General features: G+C 54.7%; 14 protein-coding genes and 1 tRNA gene. 8 read left to right on the top strand and 7 right to left on the bottom strand.

Going from position 1 to position 17,957, the window contains the following annotated elements:
- Positions 1 to 65 precede the first annotated feature (65 nt).
- Positions 66 to 833 (bottom strand): DeoR/GlpR family DNA-binding transcription regulator, encoded by a 768-nt coding sequence (locus tag HMPREF1631_RS02810; protein ID WP_052046994.1) that lies wholly within the window; start codon positions 831 to 833, stop codon positions 66 to 68.
- 329 nt (positions 834 to 1,162) lie between these two features.
- Here HMPREF1631_RS02810 and HMPREF1631_RS02805 point away from each other — a divergent pair, with 329 nt between their 5' ends.
- The 6 genes from HMPREF1631_RS02805 (at position 1,163) to HMPREF1631_RS02780 (ending at position 7,577) form a co-directional block, all read left to right on the top strand.
- The gene (locus HMPREF1631_RS02805; RefSeq protein WP_034232233.1) at positions 1,163 to 2,197 is read left to right on the top strand and encodes a substrate-binding domain-containing protein; all 1,035 of its coding nucleotides are present in this window, start codon (positions 1,163 to 1,165) and stop codon (positions 2,195 to 2,197) included.
- Positions 2,198 to 2,274: 77 nt separating this feature from the next.
- On the top strand, positions 2,275 to 3,783 hold the full coding sequence (locus HMPREF1631_RS02800; protein ID WP_052046993.1) for a sugar ABC transporter ATP-binding protein: 1,509 nt from the start codon (positions 2,275 to 2,277) through the stop codon (positions 3,781 to 3,783).
- Positions 3,780 to 4,829: an ABC transporter permease gene (locus HMPREF1631_RS02795; RefSeq protein WP_052046992.1), complete on the top strand. Its 1,050-nt coding sequence runs from the start codon at positions 3,780 to 3,782 to the stop codon at positions 4,827 to 4,829. Before HMPREF1631_RS02800 ends, HMPREF1631_RS02795 begins: the two co-directional genes overlap by 4 nt.
- Positions 4,826 to 5,896 carry an ABC transporter permease gene (locus HMPREF1631_RS02790; RefSeq protein ID WP_232215409.1) on the top strand — a complete coding sequence of 357 codons (1,071 nt, stop codon included), beginning with the start codon at positions 4,826 to 4,828 and terminating at the stop codon, positions 5,894 to 5,896. The genes HMPREF1631_RS02795 and HMPREF1631_RS02790 overlap by 4 nt, the downstream gene beginning before the upstream one ends.
- A 26-nt stretch (positions 5,897 to 5,922) precedes the next feature.
- Positions 5,923 to 6,930 (top strand): dihydroxyacetone kinase subunit DhaK, encoded by a 1,008-nt coding sequence (locus tag HMPREF1631_RS02785; RefSeq protein WP_232215408.1) that lies wholly within the window; start codon positions 5,923 to 5,925, stop codon positions 6,928 to 6,930.
- Positions 6,930 to 7,577: a DAK2 domain-containing protein gene (locus HMPREF1631_RS02780; protein WP_034232225.1), complete on the top strand. Its 648-nt coding sequence runs from the start codon at positions 6,930 to 6,932 to the stop codon at positions 7,575 to 7,577. The genes HMPREF1631_RS02785 and HMPREF1631_RS02780 overlap by 1 nt, the downstream gene beginning before the upstream one ends.
- Before the next feature lie 528 nt (positions 7,578 to 8,105).
- Here the strand turns inward: HMPREF1631_RS02780 and HMPREF1631_RS02775 are convergent.
- From HMPREF1631_RS02775 to glp, 4 genes are all read right to left on the bottom strand, one after another.
- Positions 8,106 to 8,178 (bottom strand) — tRNA-Ala (locus HMPREF1631_RS02775).
- 47 nt (positions 8,179 to 8,225) lie between these two features.
- Positions 8,226 to 8,888, bottom strand: coding sequence for a hypothetical protein (locus HMPREF1631_RS02770; protein WP_034232222.1), 663 nt, complete (start codon positions 8,886 to 8,888; stop codon positions 8,226 to 8,228).
- The gene (locus HMPREF1631_RS02765) at positions 8,888 to 9,997 is read right to left on the bottom strand and encodes a DUF6667 domain-containing protein (RefSeq protein ID WP_034232219.1); all 1,110 of its coding nucleotides are present in this window, start codon (positions 9,995 to 9,997) and stop codon (positions 8,888 to 8,890) included. Before HMPREF1631_RS02765 ends, HMPREF1631_RS02770 begins: the two co-directional genes overlap by 1 nt.
- Positions 9,998 to 10,133: 136 nt before the next feature.
- Positions 10,134 to 11,345 (bottom strand): gephyrin-like molybdotransferase Glp, encoded by a 1,212-nt coding sequence (gene glp, locus HMPREF1631_RS02760; RefSeq protein ID WP_034232217.1) that lies wholly within the window; start codon positions 11,343 to 11,345, stop codon positions 10,134 to 10,136.
- A gap of 348 nt (positions 11,346 to 11,693) precedes the next feature.
- Between glp and HMPREF1631_RS02750 the strand changes: the two genes are divergently transcribed.
- Together HMPREF1631_RS02750 and HMPREF1631_RS02745 are read left to right on the top strand one after the other, a co-directional pair.
- Positions 11,694 to 12,314, top strand: a complete 621-nt coding sequence (locus HMPREF1631_RS02750; protein WP_034232211.1) for a 5-formyltetrahydrofolate cyclo-ligase — start codon at positions 11,694 to 11,696, stop codon at positions 12,312 to 12,314.
- A gap of 129 nt (positions 12,315 to 12,443) precedes the next feature.
- Entirely contained in the window at positions 12,444 to 13,274 is an 831-nt protein-coding gene (locus tag HMPREF1631_RS02745) for an SAF domain-containing protein (RefSeq protein ID WP_034232207.1), read from the top strand.
- 37 nt (positions 13,275 to 13,311) lie between these two features.
- Here HMPREF1631_RS02745 and HMPREF1631_RS02740 read toward each other — a convergent pair whose 3' ends face one another.
- Complete coding sequence (locus HMPREF1631_RS02740) at positions 13,312 to 13,572, bottom strand: hypothetical protein (RefSeq protein ID WP_034232204.1); 261 nt, start codon at positions 13,570 to 13,572, stop codon at positions 13,312 to 13,314.
- Positions 13,565 to 17,905, bottom strand: a complete 4,341-nt coding sequence (locus tag HMPREF1631_RS06965) for a hypothetical protein (RefSeq protein WP_084707362.1) — start codon at positions 17,903 to 17,905, stop codon at positions 13,565 to 13,567. The genes HMPREF1631_RS02740 and HMPREF1631_RS06965 overlap by 8 nt, the downstream gene beginning before the upstream one ends.
- Positions 17,906 to 17,957: the final 52 nt, after the last annotated feature.

Genomic DNA, 17,957 nt, shown 5'->3' with positions numbered 1-17,957 from the left:
TGCGCGGGAGCCGGCACGGAGGATTTATTTTTTCCGTAAAACACAGGCTACTGTCCAATCCAAATCTAATTCTCGGATAGATTCTTTTTCTCATCCCGGACCGGGAACAGTGCCCGAATAAGCGGTATCGGATAGGAAGCAGCCTTAAGCGGATCCATGAGAATATCCGTAACACCGGCTGTGAAACTCTCCAGACCAAGAACTTTATAGAGAGCTTCGCGCCCAAATTTAGTTGAATCCGCAACAAAAAACGCTTCCGATGCAATCGAACGAATTTTTCTCAGAAGCTCCAGATTGTAACTGGAATTTCCGTAAACACCGCTCTCCATCACCGAACTGGCCCCAAAAACGGCTACATTGACCCGGATTCTATCCAGCTGATCCACCGCAATAGGCCCCCACATATGGGTTTTCATGGGCAAAAGATCACCGCCGACAAAAACCAGGTTAAGTGACGGCTTCTTAAGTATTTCCATCCCAACCAAAAGATCGTGGGTAACAACTGTCAGCGATCTGTGATGCAACGCCTTTGCAACTTCAAGACATGTACTTCCCGTATCAATGAATACGGTTTGTCCCTCGAGAAGCCGTTCGGCCATTGCTGCTCCGATAGCACGCTTATCTCGCAGGTGGGAAACGGAAGTGTCTTCATCAGAATCATCTGCTATGGGGAGTGCCCCTCCGTGGGTTCGCTGCACCGCACCCTGCTCGGAAAGCCAGTCAAGATCACGGCGAATCGTCGAGACATTAACATGAAAGCGTTTTGCGAGTGAAACGACTGACTGGAAACCTGCGTCTTGAAGAATTCGCAGGATCTGGTCCCGACGAGCCATTGAGCCCCCTCAAAATAGATGTTAGATGTCAGGTTCGACCTTAGTACATCCTGCCTACAATTTTACCGTTCCTCAACAGAATATGTTACTACATCATCGAAGCGAAACATCGCAAATATATACTCATTCCGGCAACACAAAAATGTATTACGTCAATTATTCTACATGAAAACAACTATCAATTGCACGAAATCGCGCAGAAAAAAGGTGGAATCGGGCAATAATGTGTTGTAGTATAACAACTACGCGCAATGGTGCGCGCATATATTGAGGTCATAACGGTATGACCGATCGGAATCCGGTGATTCCGCAAAAATTAGGAGGTGCACATGAAAATCCGTACATGTCTCGCAATACTCGCCACGGGCAGCCTGCTCTTGTCCGCTTGCAGCTCGGTTGGTGGAGCCGGAGGCAAAACCGGAGGGAATGCAGGCTCCGGAGCCTCGAAAAATAAAACGATGGTTACCGTAGTTAAAGTGAAAGGTATAGCTTGGTTTGACCGCATGGACGAAGGCGTCGTCGAGTGGGGTAAAGAAAATGGTTACGATACCCGTACCGAAGGCGGCGACGATGTCAGTCCCGAGAAACAAATCCAGGTGATCCAAGATCTGATTGCGCAAAAACCTGCCGCCATCACGGTGGTCCCCAATTCTCCGGAAGCCCTGTCAGCTGTATTGGCACAGGCCAAACAGCAGGGTATTCCTGTAGTTTCGCACGAAGCCACAGGAATTAAGAATGTCGATATCGATATTGAAGCTTTCGACAACGTAAGCTACGGCGAACGGATCATGAAAAACATTGGACAATGCACCGGCGGAAAAGGTAAGTATGTCCAATTCGTCGGCGGTCTGACAGCCAAAACACATATGGAATGGGTTGAAGCAGCATACAAGTATCAGACGAAGAACTTCCCGGGTATGCAACGGGTTGAGACTCCTATAGAAAGTACCGACAATGAAACTGCCGCGTACGAGAAAGCTAAGGAAATTCTGGGCAAGTACCCGGATATCAAAGCATTCCAGGGGTCGGCGGGTAATGACGTTCCCGGAATTGCGCGCGCGGTTGAAGAGGCCGGTCTTCAGGATAAAGTATGCGTGATGGGAACCTCCATTCCGTCGGCATCCTCGAAATACCTGGCCAACGGCTCTATCGACAAGATTTTCTTCTGGGATCCGGCACTTGCGGGTAAAGCCCAGCTCGAAATTGCCAAACGTCTGGCAAGTGGCAAGACCATTAAGCCGGGCGACGACTTGGGTATCGAGGGGTACCACTCACTTAAGAAACTCAAAGGTTACGACAATGTTTGGGTTGGCGATGCCGCAATTGAGGCAGATGCCAAGGCAGCCAAACAGTTTAATTTCTAGATGTTAACCAATCGGTTGCGGGCCGAAGACAATCCGAGATATTACTTCGGCCCGCAACCTCACTGGGAGGTGTATAAATGGACACTCCAACTCAATCCGACACTTCTTATTTTTTGGAAGCAAAAGATATAGTAAAAACTTTCGACGGAGTCACTGCACTTGCCGGCGTCTCGCTGAAAGTTAAATCCGGTGAAGTGCTGTGTTTGGCCGGCGAGAACGGATGCGGAAAATCAACTCTCATTAAAGTGATTTCCGGAGTCTTGTCACCCGACAGCGGACAAATCGTTGTCGCGGGCCATTCCTATGGCAGACTGACACCGCTCGAAGCAATGGAACTGGGAATCCAGGTGATCTACCAGGACTTCTCGCTTTTTCCAAACCTTTCGGTTGCGGAAAACATTGTTGCAACCCGTTCGATATCGAAGCGCAGAAAAATTTTTAATCTGTCGTCAGCGCGTGCACGTGCCAAAAAAGTTATCGGCAGTTTGAAAATCCATCTCGATCTTGACGCCAAAGTGGAATCACTATCCGTTGCGGATCGCCAGTTAACGGCAATTTGCAGAGCATTGTGTTCGGATGCCCGGCTGCTCATCATGGACGAGCCGACAACCGCATTGACACAAAATGAGGTAGAAAGACTGTTTGCGGTGGTCGAAAATCTGCGCTCTCAGGGAGTTGCTTTAGTATTTGTCTCGCACAAACTCGACGAAGTAACCCAAATTGCTTCCCGAATTTCTATCATGAGGTCCGGAAAGAACATAATCGAAAGCGCTATCGAAGATTTCGACGATAAGAAAATTGCCGAGTACATGACAGGTAAAGCCCTCGACGTTTCACGTCATATTGTTTCTCCCAAAGAAGGCAAACCGATGCTGCAGGTACGGGGATTATCGTCGCCGGGTATGCTCACGGATATTTCTTTTGACGTGCGCGCCGGAGAGATTGTCGGTTTTACAGGCCTTCTCGGATCCGGGCGTTCCGAAATAGCGGAAGCTTTGTTTGGTATCCTGTCCCACAACTCCGGAGAAATTCTGATTGACGGAAAACAGGTAAAAATCAACTCGATTGAGGATTCACTCAAAGCCCAGATCGGATATGTTCCGGAAGACCGGCTCACCGAAGGACTTTTCCTTGATAAACCGATTTCCGACAATGTGATCGCGGCGTCAATCGACCGGCACACATCAAAAACCGGAACTCTTCGGAAAAAAGATATACGTGAAACGATTGACCGACACTTTAAATCCTTAAAGATTAAAGCTCCAAACGTCGCGGCACCCGTCCGCTCTCTTTCGGGCGGGAATGCACAGCGTGTTGTTGTGGCGAAGTGGCTTGCCCGCAAACCAAAGGTTTTGATTCTCAATGGTCCGACAGTCGGTGTGGACATCGGATCCAAGGCCGAGATTCTTCAAATCTTACGTGAACAGGCGGAAAACGGGATCGCGATCATCATTATTTCCGACGACGCCCCGGAGCTGGTTGCGTGCTGTAACCGAGTATTTATTACGACGGCAGGACGCATTACCGCTGAGCTGGCGGATGACGAAGTAACGGTTGAAGCAATCAGAGAGCGGGTAGTTGCATGAAAAAGCAATTGGCACAGACAGGGAAAACTCCATTCCTGTCGAAATTAAAGGGACAGAATAACGAGGGGATCCTTCTCGCGGTTCTTATCATCCTCATCGTGGTAATGTCGCTTGTGAGCAGGGATTTTCTACAGGTCTCTACGCTTTTCGCGATTATCAGATCTTCAATTGTTCCGTTAATCTTTGCCCTTGGGGTTTTGCTGGTTATCATCTCAGGCGGAATCGATGTATCTTTTGCGGCGATTGCAGTCTTTTCCGCCTATACGACAGTAACTGTGCAATTAAACTTCGCAAAGGATTTCGGCCTTATCTGTTCTTTCCTGTTTGCGATGGTTCTTGGAACTCTTCTCGGGCTCATCAACGGTTACATTATTTCCAAATTCCGACTTCCGACGCTTATTGTCACTCTGGGCACACAGGGCATTTTCCAAGGCGTCCTCATGACCTATGTCGGCTCGCGTTACATTGCCGATCTTCCCGTGGGAATGGCAAAAGCCTCCACGGTCAATCTCGTAACGCTTCCAACGGCCAATGGTGTTGCTTTGCTCCATGTCATGATTATTCCGGCGATAGTATTAACGGCAGTAGTCAGCTGGCTTCTGAACAGAACAATGTTCGGACGGTTTGTCTATGCCATCGGCGGTGATGAGGAATCTGCACGCCGTGCGGGAATTAATGTCAAAAGTGTTCAGATGCGGGTTTATGTTATAGCAGGTGTCATGGCTGCAATAGGCGGTGTCATCTACATGGTCATGGGCCGTTCTGCCAGCCCGAAAGAACTCATCGGAGGGGAGCTGGATATTATCGCCGCTGTTGTCCTGGGCGGTGCATCCATCTTTGGCGGATACGGATCGGTCAAAGGCACCGTTCTTGGTGTGCTGCTTGTGCAGCTCATCAATAATTCCCTTATTCTCGTGGGCGTACCCAGCGCGTGGCAGCGTGCCGCTGTGGGTGTCCTCCTGATTGTGGGCGTCAGTATTCAGGCTATATCGGCTAAACGTGCACAGAAGCAGGTTGGCTTTATTCAGGAAGAGACAGTGAAATGACAACAGAAGTTAAAGATCAAACAGATAAGTTTTCGTCGCTAAACGAAAAGGTCGGCAGGTCAACAAAGAGATTTCACTCGACATTCCGCATGACCAGATCCACATCCCAAATGCTGTTGCTGCTGATTGGAACCTTTGTCGTATTTGCGATCGCAAATCCCGAAACGTTCCTCTCCATAGTCAACATACAGAATATGGCTCTGGCAGTGCCGGAGATCGGACTTCTTTCGATTGCAATGATGATTTCCATGGTAACCGGCGGTATTGATCTTTCCCTTGTTGCCATTGCAAACCTCACTGCGATCACAATTTCGACAACGTTCACCGCAGTATCGGGCAGCAATCCGGCTATGGCTGAGAATTTTGGTATTCTCATTATTCTGCTCGGCATTTTGGTCGGTGTCGCAGCCGGCACCGTCAATGGGTTTCTTATTGCCAAAATTGGTGTTACGCCGATTTTGGCAACGTTGGGAACAATGCAGATCTTCAACGGCATTGCAGTGGTATGGACCGGCGGGAAAACGCTTTATGGTTCACCGGGCGCATTGACGGCTTTCGGCGTCAGCGCAGTTGCGGGAATACCTACATTATTCTTTGTATTCCTGGCAGTTGCTCTGGTCGTGGGATTCTTACTCAATCGCACTCCGCTGGGTTTACGTCTTGAGCTGCAGGGTGCAAATCCGGTTGCCGCAAGATATTCCGGAATTAAATCAAGCAGTCTGCTGATGCGAAGCTATGTGCTTACCGGTTTTATCGGTGCTTTGGCAGGAGTTATCTTTATCGCGCGAAATCCGACCGCTTCGGCAGATTACGGTGTCTCGTACGTTCTGCTTGTTATTGTGATTGCGGTGCTTGGAGGAACCAATCCGGCGGGCGGTTACGCAACGGTATTCGGAGTTTTCCTTGCGGCGCTCACCTTGCAAATTGTTCGTTCGGGCTTTACCGCAATGCGTCTGTCACCATTCCAATACGCGATCGCCCAAGGCGTCATCCTGATTGTCGTACTGGTTATAGAAAAAATAGACTGGAGGAAAATTTTACGTAAATCTACCCCTAAAAAAGTTTAATTCCCCTTCTAACGTAAAGGATTATCATGAAAAAGATTATTAATGACCCAAATAATTTTGTCGATGAAATGGTCGAAGGTATTCTTTTGTCTGCACCGAACGACCTCAAGACTCCGGGTGACGATCCGCGTATTCTCGTACGCGCAGACGCACCGGTTGCCGGACAGGTCGGAATTGTCGCGGGTGGCGGCTCGGGCCATCTTCCGCTTTTCAAAGGATACATCGGTAAGGGGCTTTGCTCAGGCGTAGCCATCGGTAATGTTTTCTCTTCACCGTCCTCACAGCAATGCTACGAAGCAGCTAAAGCCGTAGACAGCGGCAAGGGCGTGCTGTTCCTTTACGGGAACTACGGCGGAGACGTCTTTAACTTTGACCTTGCCACGGATTTGGCAGAACTGGACGATATTGAAATTAAAACCGTGCTCGGCAGAGACGACGTTGCCTCTCAGCCTAAAGAAAAAGCGAAAGACCGTCGTGGCGTTGCAGGAATTTTCTTTGCATACAAAATCGCCGGCGCAGCGGCCGAACGGGGCGATGATCTTGAGGCTGTCGCCGAAGTAGCAGAAAAAACCGTATCTCGGACCGCAACTATGGGCGTCGGGCTTTCACCCACAATTCTTCCCACCACGGGTGAACCGAGTTTCACCTTACCTGACGGTGAGATGGAAATGGGAATCGGCATTCACGGAGAACCGGGCATTCGCCGGGAACCGCTCCGCACGGCCGATGAGATTGCTGATGAGATTCTCGAGGCGACCGCTGCCGACCTTGAAATCACTTCAGGTGATCGGGTAGCCGTCCTTGTAAACGGTCTGGGTGCAACTCCCCTGGAGGAACTCTATATCCTGTACCGTCGGGTACATAAGCAGCTTACCGCCAAAGGCGTTGTAATTGAACGTAACTATATTGGCGAATACGCAACCAGTTTGGAAATGGCGGGAGCTTCTATTTCTCTCCTCAAGCTCGACGATGAGCTCCTTGAGCTTCTTGACGCACCTGCCTACTCACCCTTCTTCGAACAAAAGGAACGCTAATGAAAACTCCCGAACTTATCTCAACTATCAAAAAAGCCCTGAACCTGCTCGTTAACTCCGCCGACGAATTACGGGATCTTGATCAGGTACTTGGTGACGGCGATCTTGGTATCACAGTTTCAGCCGGCGCAAATGCAGTCATCGGAATGCTTGAGTCAGCCGATTCCAACCAGAAACCGGCTCAGGTGACCCGAGTCTGTGCAAAAGCTTTCGCCAATGCGAATCCATCCACCATGGCTGCACTTGTTGCAGGAGGGCTTTTGGCAGGATCGAAAATCTGGAATGATAAAGAAGAAATTTCGCGATCTGACGCCGAAGCATTCATACGCGCCGCTGCCGACAGCATCGCTCAACGCGGAAAGAGCAAGGTAGGCGACAAAACTATCCTTGATGCCATTGTTCCCGCATGCGACGCTCTCCGCGACTGCCCTGCGGACGGTGACGCCATGGAAGCAGTCATCACAGCCGCCGCAGCAGCCGTAGTGGAAACACGTAATTTACAATCACGCCGCGGACGGGCTTCCTGGCTGCAGGACCGTTCAATCGGACTCCAGGATCCGGGAGCCACAGCGTTCCTGAGACTTCTGGAAGCCTGGCGCGATGCCACTACCGGAGAAGTTTCCGAACCCTTGGCACGTATGAAATAAACACCTTGCTGCAGGCGGAAAGTCGAAACTGACCGCCTGCAACAATATCGGATCAAAAACTGATAGACCTTAGTATTTGCCGGTTTACTCCTCTCTCCTAACCGTTAAATACACCGGTCGTGCATATTCTCACGTGCTATACACAAAACTCCCCGAAAGAAGAATTTATCTGCTTCCGGGGAGTTTTGCGGTTTCCGTCTTTCCGATTTATCTTCGTTATGCCTGTTGCACACAACGGTATAGTTTTTAAGGTATCGACGCCAACATACTTTTCAGACACAAAAGAAAAAGAAAAATTATGTGCCGGCAGATTCCATGTATGTGAATACCGCTTCAGATCGTGTGCCGTTCCCTATCCGTGAATTTGCCCCTTCCGGGAACTTTCGCCCGTTTTTGGAATGCCATTAATTGCCGCAGCTGTTTCTGTGTTCACCCGGCTCAAAAGATATCCGCCCCGAAAACAAAACGGTAAAACCGCGCGCAAAACCGCCTGAAATAAGAATACCCGCGCCGGGCGCGGGTATTTTGTGGAGCATAGGGGATTCGAACCCCTGACCTCATCATTGCGAACGATGCGCGCTACCAACTGCGCCAATGCCCCTCAGCTCATCCATATTAACACAGGATCGGCAAAAGCGGAAAACGGCATTACTCTGCCGTAATTTTTTCCGCAAATTCCACGATATTTGCCGCGTACTGCGCAGGAGCATAGGCGTTCCATCCGCTTTTTGCCCCGGCAATTGTGAAGTACTCCACCCGGGGAAACCGCCGTGCCATTCTGCGTCCTTCCCGCACGGCACCGCGCTTTTTCCGGGCGCACAGAATCCGGACCGATACCCCTTTTTCCATGCATGCCCGCATATATTTTTCCGCGCAGTCCCGCCCTTTCCCGGCTGAGCGCATAGACTGCGCAATAGCGCGCAGATAGGAAATTTTTTCCTCCCGGGTGGCATATTCCCTTTCGCGGTCTGAATTTTTCCGCGGCCGGAACAGCCCGGCGCACAACGCCGCCACCTGCGCGGTTTTCCCCACGCGGAATACCGGCTCGGTGAGCAGTACTCCCGCCGCACCTCCTTTTGCCGCCAATTCCAGTGCCACAGGCGCAGCCTCTTCCGCAGCTATCACGATTCTCTCACCGGGAGCATATATTCCCGCCACTTCCGTCTCCGCGGCATGCAGCATATTCGCTGTATTGTTTCTGCCGTGCAGCAAAGGCGCGGCAACCGCCCAGACCGACGGCAGACGGTCGGCTGTTTTCCGCCAGGCAAGCGGAGTCTGACTTGCCCCATGCAGCAGAATCAGGGATGTCATCAGCAGGCGCGGCGGCGGGCCAGAAGGGTGTCCAAAGCGGAACCGGAACCGAGTACGTCGGTGCGCAGTTCTTCTTCACCGGTCATTTCCGGCGCCGGATTTGCCGCAGAGTGTTTCTCCGCCCCCAGCTGTTCCCCTACCCGTTTCGGCCGGTATGGCACCGGCGCGGTTTCGGTTTCCGGCGCGGTGTAGGGCTTAACCGTACGCCGGGTAATTTCGGGTTTCAGCGTATAAGCGGGCATAGCCGAAGAGGCAGACGCGGAGTTTTCCCCCGGGGGGAAAGCGAGCGCATATGCAGCCGCAGGCCGAATGGATTTTTCTTTCTTTTCCGACACGGCCGGGGCGGTTTCGTTTTTCCGTTCCGTATGCGCAGCCGTACCCGCACTGCGATCTGCCGATGCGGCGGCCGACAGGTATGTGTGCGCCGTCTTCGCCTGCAATTTCCCGCCGGCTTCCCGATTTTTGCCGGCGTCCGTATTTTTCGCGGAAACGGTTTCCGTTTTTCGTTCCGCCGTCTTTTCTGCCTGCACAGCAGCACGCGAGGCGGAAGAAGCCTTCTTTTCGGAGAATTTTACCGCCCTGCCGGATTCCAGGATGTCGGTCGCCCGGGCGATGTTTTCGATGTCACGTTTGTTTTCAAGGCTCCATTTGCCCAGCATTCTGTGGAAAAATCCGCCGTATGCCGCCGCCAGCACGGTCCCCGCAGCCGGAACGGCAAGACCGGCGGCTCCTGCCGCAAATACAATCCAGGTCGCCGCAACCAATACAAGAAATACCGCTCCGCACACAAGAAAACGCCGCTGAAGCATATTCCGGGCGGCAATTCTTCCCCGGGCGCGGGCGCGGGCGCGGGAAACCGCGCGCACGTCGAAAGTCCGTTCCGTAGTTTCATCCGACTTAAACTGTGTTTTACTCACGTTGCGCCTCATCCTGTAAATTCTGCCGCGGTGGGGATCCGCGGATAGGGAAAAGCGGGGTTGTATCCGTATCAGATGCAGCTCCTGCGAGAATCTTTCATCCACCGAGGCTTCGTTCATCACCGCACGTCGGCGGAACAGAGCCGGAATCAGATATGCAAGCAGGAGGAGCACAAAAACCGCAACTGCCAATCCTTCTCCGCCCACACCTTAAAAATATAGAACCGGAGAGACTTTCAGTGACATCAGAATCGGTGTGTTGTAAAGTAAACCGTAACTATTTCGTCACGCTTTCACACTGTTCACACAAGGCACAGACGAAACGCCGTCAGCGGTCGAGAACCACGCATTCAACCGTTTCTCCCGCCTGCACCAACTCTGTGTCGGCGGGAATCGCAATCAGACAGTTTGCCCGCGAAAGACCGGAAAGGAACGAATTTCCCACAGTGCACACGGGCTCCGCCGTATATCCCCGGCTCGGATTTCCGCCTACTTTTGCCGGCACAAACTCCTGCAGCCCTTCGGGAGATTCCCATCCGCTCACCATCCGGGCAGGCAGCACGCGCCGTTCTGTGTGCATATAACCTGCCATTTTCCGCAATGCCGGACGAATAAAAATTTCGAAACAGATCAGCGCGGCTACCGGTTCCCCGGGCAGACAGAAAATGGTTGTGTCGGATATCTTTCCCACACCGAGCCGTTCACCGGGAGACATGGCCACAGAATCAAAATCAACCGTTTCAAAATCTTCCAGAACTTCGCACAGCGAATCATGCCCGTCTTTCACCAATCCCCCGGTGGTGATGATAATATCGGCGCGCACCAGCTGATCTTCCAGACTTTCCCGCAAAACGGCAGGATTGTCGGAAACAGGCCCCACACGGAATACCTCCGCCCCCGCATCGGTTGCCGCCGCAAGCAGCGCATGGGAATTGGCGTCGTAAATTTTACCCGCTTCAATCGGTTTGCCCGGCGCGAGCAGCTCGTCGCCTACCGACATCACCACCACGCGCGGTTTTGGGTGTACGGGCACGGAATACTGGCCCGCCGAAGAAAGTACTGCCACCTGCCGCGATCCGATCCGGATCCCTGCGCGCAAAATTACCTGACCGGCCGCAATATCCTGCGCCCTGGCGTGCACATTCAGCCCGGGTTCCGCTTCCCCGATAATTGCGATCTCGCCTTTTTCCGAGCCTGCATAGACGGTGGAAAGCACCGCGTCCGCACCCGGGGGCAGCGGCACCCCCGCTTCAATTCTCATCGCGTGACGCGCCTGCAGCGGCAGACCGGTACCGTTTTTTTCCGCCTGCGTGCTTTCCAGCATCAGGCGCACCGGATTCACCCCCGATGCTCCCAGAGTATCTTCCGCACGCACCGCATAACCCGTTTTTGCCGCACAGCTTCTCTGCGGCAGATCCACAAGCGAGCGCACATCGTCGGCAAGCATACAGCCCACCGCGCCCATCAGTGTCACATTAAAGACGGGAAGCGGCTGGGAAACCTGCAAACACGCATTCTTATACTCCGCAACGGTTTTCATAATCACCTTTCGCTTGTCTCCAATTCAAATCATATCCGTTCATTACCGTAAAAAATAGCTCCCGGGCGCGCACGGGGAAAATTGCGGCCATGTTAGGGCTGCAGGCGGTGCCGCAATCCCGGCCGGAGAAAAATCCGCGGCATCCCCGCCCGCGATAAACTCCGCCGGGGCTCCCGGCCGGGAGGGGATTTTTCGGATAACGCCCCGCACGCAAACGTATAAAGCGCGGCTGCGCATATACTGTCCGCACCCGCGGCCCCTCCCGTTAACGGCAGACCGGAAAAAGCGCGGTTGCGCCGGGAGAGTACAGAAGCGGAATTTACAGACAAAAAATGCCATAATTGAAGTATGTCAGGTGACGCGGTGAAGTATCCGAATATCGGCGCTCTTCCCCCGGAAGATGCAAAGCAGCAGCTCCGGGCGCAGTGCAGGCAGTATCGCAGACAACGCTGCGCACAGGAAAAATCCCGTTTGGCACTTCAGTGGCAAAAAACGGTACTTGATTTTACCGCGGGGGCACATACGGTAACCTGTTTCGTTTCCACTTCCGGCGAGCCGCCCACGTATGGGCTGTGCAAAGCGCTTGCCGACGCGGGAAAAACACTCCTGCTGCCTAAGCTCGGGCCGGGTCTGACGCGCTCGTGGGGATATTTCCGGGGACTCGACGATTTGGTTCAGCTTGCTCCGGGCAGACCCCCTGAACCGGGCGGAGCCGCATTCGACAACGACATTTTATCCGAAGTGGACGCAATGATTATCCCCGCGCTTCTGGTCTCCCGTTTCGGGGAAAGACTGGGGCAGGGCGGGGGCTGGTACGACCGCGCCCTGAAGTGTATCCGTCCGGATACTGCTGTCGGAGCCATGGTCTTCCCCGGAGAGTTTGTGGATTTTCATCTTCCCCAGGACGACATGGATGTGCCCGTGCCGTATGCCATTCTTCCCACACGGGCGGAGAAAACCGCCGTTTAGGCACGCGTCCGGAGATTCGGCTCCGCGCCGGGCAGTGCAGCTTTTGCCCACAGCAGGCGTTTGCGGGGAGTTTATCCACATTTTTCCGGGTCTTAATTATGCGCATTCCCGGGTGCGGATAATGAAAATATGCTGATAGATTTGCAGGAATCGGACAAACATCCCCATGAGATATCACGCAGCTACCGTATTAAAGGAAAATGGCGGGCAGCGCTGTGGCGCTGGCGCAGGGTGCTGTGGATGATTCTTTTCGCCTTTCTTGTGCAGAGTATTCTCTCCGCGGCAGGCGAACTGAATCCGCAGACCGAAAAAATCCTCGTGGCGGCAACGGATCTGACAGCCGGGGAATCTCTGTCCGACTCCTCCGTGCAGCAGGTAAATATCCGGAAAGACGCCGTTCCCGAAGGGTATTTCACCAACGCCGAAAAACTGGCCGGCGCCACCGTTGCCGCAGCGATCCCCAAAGGTCTGCCGATTACCCGCTCGCAGCTGCTAAATGAAAAATTTTTGCGTGCGGCTCCCCCGGGCACGGCTGTCACGTCCGTATCTTTGGATTTCGGACTGCCGGAAGAAATCGCCGCTCCGGGAAACAGAATCGACATCTATGCCCCGGCAAATCTTCCCGGAGAAAAACTTCCCGCGGAAACGGAAGAAGACACGGCCGAAGCGGACAGCGGCAGGAAAGACAAAACTTCCCGGCAGCCGGCGGAAAGGGAAAACGCGGAAAATACCTCTCCGCGCGGAGCGCTGCTGCTGGCAGAAGAAGCAATAATCATGGGAAAAAGCGGCAAAAAAGAAAAACATCCGTTCTTCGGCGACAGCGCCTCACAGAATGTCTTCTATGTGGCGGTAAAAACCAAAGATCTCAATGCCGTACTGGGCGTGCGGGGCACCACGCCGCTTCGGGCCGTTCTCCGCGCCGGCCGGAGCGCGAAATCCCGGAGCGCAGCGGGGAAATAATGCATCCGAAAAGCAGACTCCGGGCTTTGGTCAGATTTTACAGCTTTCCGAAATGCGGCGGCACTTCAGAGAGTATGTCCAGCTCGTGGGGGGTAAATCCCGGCGAAACCGTTTTCTTTTTTTTCCGTACGGCACGCAGCGGGGTACTGCCTTTTTCCGGGTAGACAGCCGGGGCATCCGTATTGTGCACAGCCTCTTCGGGCGTGGAAATCTCCCCGCGGGCCAGGCGTTCCCGATCAATCCTGGACAGCGCCACCACCCGCCGGGATCTGTTTTTTTCACGGCGCGCTTCACTCATGTTTCTCTCCGGCAAGACCCGATCTGCGCACGGCGTTTGTCAGCACGGCATCCGTCTGCGCATTCCTTTCCGCCGGATTCAGCTGCTCATACAGCGCAGCCACCAGTTCTTCTTCCGAGCGTCGGACGCGGTCGGAGGCAATCCACAGCAAAATGGCGTCCAGCTGTTCGTCACGGTAAGCGGAAAGAGGCAGACCCGCGGTAAAATCCGGACGCTTTCCCCGCTCTTCTCTGGAGTGCGGAGCCCGCGCATCCGGCCTTCCGCCGTTCGGCAAATGCTTTTCCTCCCCGGATCCGCTCTGCGCCGAACGCACCAGTTTCTCAATTTCCGCCGCCCGGCCTGCCGGATCAATAAACAGCGAAGTCGAGTACGTCTGATAAACCAACCAGCCGCGGTCCGTGAAGGCATCCACGAGATAGCGGTCGCGGCGGCGCAGCGACTCCTGCGCCACATACTGCGCATCATCGGTCAGCACGGCAACCGCCCACGTACCGGGAATGGAATCATCGCCCACAACCAGAGGAATACGCACCTGATCCCCGCAGCCGTAATTAAATCCGACACGCAAACCTGCCGCCTGCAGACGCCGCGCCAGATCACCGAGCAGCGCCCCCGGAGGCTCGGCGGAAAATTCCGCCCGGGACACCGTATCTCCGCCCGCCGTATCCAAAATCTTTGCCAGCAGCTGCGGACCGGCTGTTGCCACCCGCGAAATATCAATGTCTCCCGCGTCAAGCGAGCTGATGATGGTCATCGACTTGCGGGGCATTTCAATAGCATCCAAAAGACCGAGGAAACCGGCGTCGGTGTGCAGCTTCCCAAAAGAGTGCAGCACTCTGCCATGCACCGTTTTCCCGAAACCGGGCGTGAAAATAATACGGTCGCGACGAATTCCCGCCGTTTGGCCAATATCGATAACCGTAAACGGCTCATATCCTTCCGCGCGCATGAAACGGTCCAATTCCCCCGATTCGGCGCGGGAAGACTGCAGCGCTTCGCGGATCCGGCGCGCATGAAGTTCGGAGACGGTCACTACAGCCAGCGAATCCGTGTTTCCCTCCCGGGCATATTTTTTCACCGCTTCCGTCACGGCATCCACTTCCGCCTGCGGCGCCTCCACGGCACCTTCGCTGCCGTGCGTCGGCACTCCCCTGCCGTCCACAACCCGCAGCACCGTTCTGTGTCTGCGCGGACTTGCCGGAACCGAATGATACACCCCGGCATATCCGTATGCGGCCAGCGATTTCACGGTCAGTTCATCCTGCTTTACGCGGTAGGTCGGCAGTTCTGCCACGGGCAGCACATCGGCAAAGGCACGCAGGGCGAGAGTATCGTTTTCTTTCCCGGTAAAATTCCCCGTCTTCACCCCGCAGCGGCGGATATCGCCGACAACCACAATCTGTCTGCCGCGCAGCAGAGTCGGAACAACACAGGCGGTTTCCGTATTCTCCGCCGTATCCAAAATAACCAGATCGACCCACGGCATGGGAGGCACGTAATCGGCCACAAGCACGGAAGGCACAATCCAGATCGGACGCGCGCACTGCACCAGACGCGGATACGTGGCAATCACATCGCGCAGTGCGGCCACCGAATATCTGGCCAGCAGGGCATCCAGCTTCAGGGTGTCTTCCCTGTGCATCTGCATTACCCGCCGGGCATTGCCGATTACCGCCGACATCACGGGACCGGCGAGAGACTGCACCTGGGCAAGATCCAGCTTCTTCCACTCAGAGAGCAGATCCGACACGTCTTTCGGCCCCAAACTGGCCAAAATCTGCGATTTTGCGAGAATCTGCTCAAAAATCGAGGAGGTCAGCGCCAGATCAAATTCGGCGTCCGTATCCGCAACGGGCACGTTTCTGCTTTGCAGATCCTTCATCAGAGGCATCAGACCGGCCGATTTTACCGCTGCCAGCACCGCATTCCTCCGGGGCAGGGAGTCCATGTGCGGAGCATCGTCGACCAACGCCCGCAGACGGCGTTCCAGATCGTTAAACGGGAGCGTGAAAAAGTCCGTTTTCCCGGTTTCACGCGCCAGACACTCCAATTCCCGCTGCAGATCCGCGCGCGTGGCACGAATCTGCACCATTCCCTCGGGCAGAACCGGCCATCTGCCGTCCACGGCAAATTTACACCAGATATTGCGGCGTTCCTCAACTTTCAGCAGCTCCGTGTGGATATCTTCGGGAGCCGCCCCCGCGCGCAGCAGCTCTTCCAACTCGCGCCGGTATTCACGCCGCTCGCTGCCGCGCATCTGCATATTGTGCGCATCGCGCCATTCTTTCGTGGCGGTTGCCGCGATCAGCGGCCGCACGGAATTTTCAAAAATTTTGGGCAGAAATATATCCAGACTCTCCGCCACTCCGTCGAGCACAGTCAGCTGCTCGAACCATTCTTTCAGATTCAGAGGCTGCGTCAGCCCGACGCTCATCGCAGTGCGCGTGGCCTGGGAGATTGCCGCCGGCAGCATGGTGGAGCCGACTGCCCGGGCGCGCTCAACGGCCTTCGCGCCTTCCACAGGATCGGAGATGGGAGAATCTGCCCAGGCGGAGCTGAGATACCGTTCTTCCAAAACTCCCAGTTCCCGGGCTTCGCGCAGGAGACTGCGGATCTGCCCGTATCCTCCGTCCTTCAGTTTATGCAAAACGGAGGCGTCAAAACGAATCCGCGTTCCCGCCTGTTTTCCGCCGCCGGTTAAAGACGCCAGCTTCTCCAGCAGGGCATAAACCGAGGTTCCCCACTGTGGGTCTTCATTGTGCAGGTCGTTCATGAAATTCCGGAGCTTGGCGCGTACCTGCGTCAGCTTCTCCCGATTTTCCAGTGTCTTTTCGGCATCAAATTCCGCACGCGGCAGGCGCAGACCCTTGCGCAGCTGCAGCGGCACCGATTCCGTGTCGGTAAAATCAAGCACTGTTTCCCCGACGCCAAGACGGTCCAAAGCCCGATGCAGAGCTTTTGCCTGGGAGGCCTTTGCGGGCACATACAGCACGGATTTTCCCGAAGCGGCCGCGTCGGCAAGCACCGAAGCCACCGTGGAAATCCTTTCCGTGCCCGGAACGGCATCTATCACCAGCGAGCGCCCCGAAGCAACGGCTTCCACCACATCAAGTTCGGCCACATCATGATCGCCCACGCCGCGTTCCGCTTCCGGGGCACGGTCTTCGTCCAGTCCGGGCGGGATCGGTGTTTTTGAAACTTTTCTGCATTCTTCGTCTCCCGCCACCGCGGCCAAAATTCCCGATCCGTGCACATAGCCGCGCACAGCCTCCAAATCGGAGAGCATACTCCGGGCCGGTGAATAGAAACAGCCCAGCACATTCTGCTCTTCGCAGCGGAATCCGGGCAGATATGCCCGCCCCAGCGTGGCCAGCATATTTACCGTCTCTTCAATGCCGCGCGAGCGGTGAGCCAGCTGACGCACGCGGATCAGCTGATCTTCGGAAATGCCGTTTACCCGCAAAGCCTTCAGCACCGTCGGATTGATATATGCCTGCAGGGAAAGCTGCAGCAGCGCGTCGCCGTCGGCAAGGAAATTTATTTTTACCCGTCTGAACAGAGCCGGCGCGCTGCGTTCAACCGCTTCTTTCAGGGGGCGCTCCTGCCCGGGATCCTTTGGCGCAGCCGAATCTTCTTCCCGGATTTCGGCCGCCATATTCTCATGCACCTGCGTAAAGTCAAGCCGCAGCTCACCCGTGGCATCGTATGTTTCGCGCCACTCGGTGTTGGAGTCCGATATTTCAGGCAGCTCCGTCCACACAAAACGGCCCGCGGACAGCGACACCGGGGCATATCCGTGCTCCTCCCCGGTCTGCAAAATCATTTCATGCAGCCGCATAAGCTGCTCTTTTGCCCGCATATACAGACGGGGTTCACGGATCAGCGAAGAAAGCTTGGTGGGCATATGCGAGTAGAATCTCGCAGTTCCGCTGGGGTGGGCGTGCGTGAGTTCAATCTGCCCGGCATAGCGCGCGCCGGCGGCCCGTTTCTCGTCGTTTTGTGCGAGACGGGACAGCGTTTCGTGCCATTCGCCGTAAGCCGCTTTCAGTAAATTTTCGCGCGAAGGTTTTACGCTTCTGCGTTCTTTGGGCTCGCTCTGCGGTGCGTCCTTTTCTGCCACAGACGCGCCCACGGACTGCGCCGGGCCGTCCGCCTCACGGTGTGCGGGCACGGCGTGTGTTTCCTTTACCTCTGCTTTGGGCAGGGCCGGCAGAGAATCCCACACATCCGGCACGGTCTGCGGTGCGGCAGTCTCCCGCTGCGGGGCGGCATTATCCCGCGTATCCGGCTGCGGATCCCTGTTTTTTGCTTTACGACGAAAAAAAGAACTCACAATTCCACGGTACTTTATCTCAGTTCCAAAGTGAAAGTCCCCCGCCGAAGAT

The organism is Arcanobacterium sp. S3PF19, assembly GCF_000758825.1.
Classification (GTDB): Bacteria; Actinomycetota; Actinomycetes; order Actinomycetales; family Actinomycetaceae; genus Arcanobacterium_A.
Note: the sequence above shows the minus strand (reverse complement) of the source record. Positions and strands in the feature narration are given on the sequence as shown.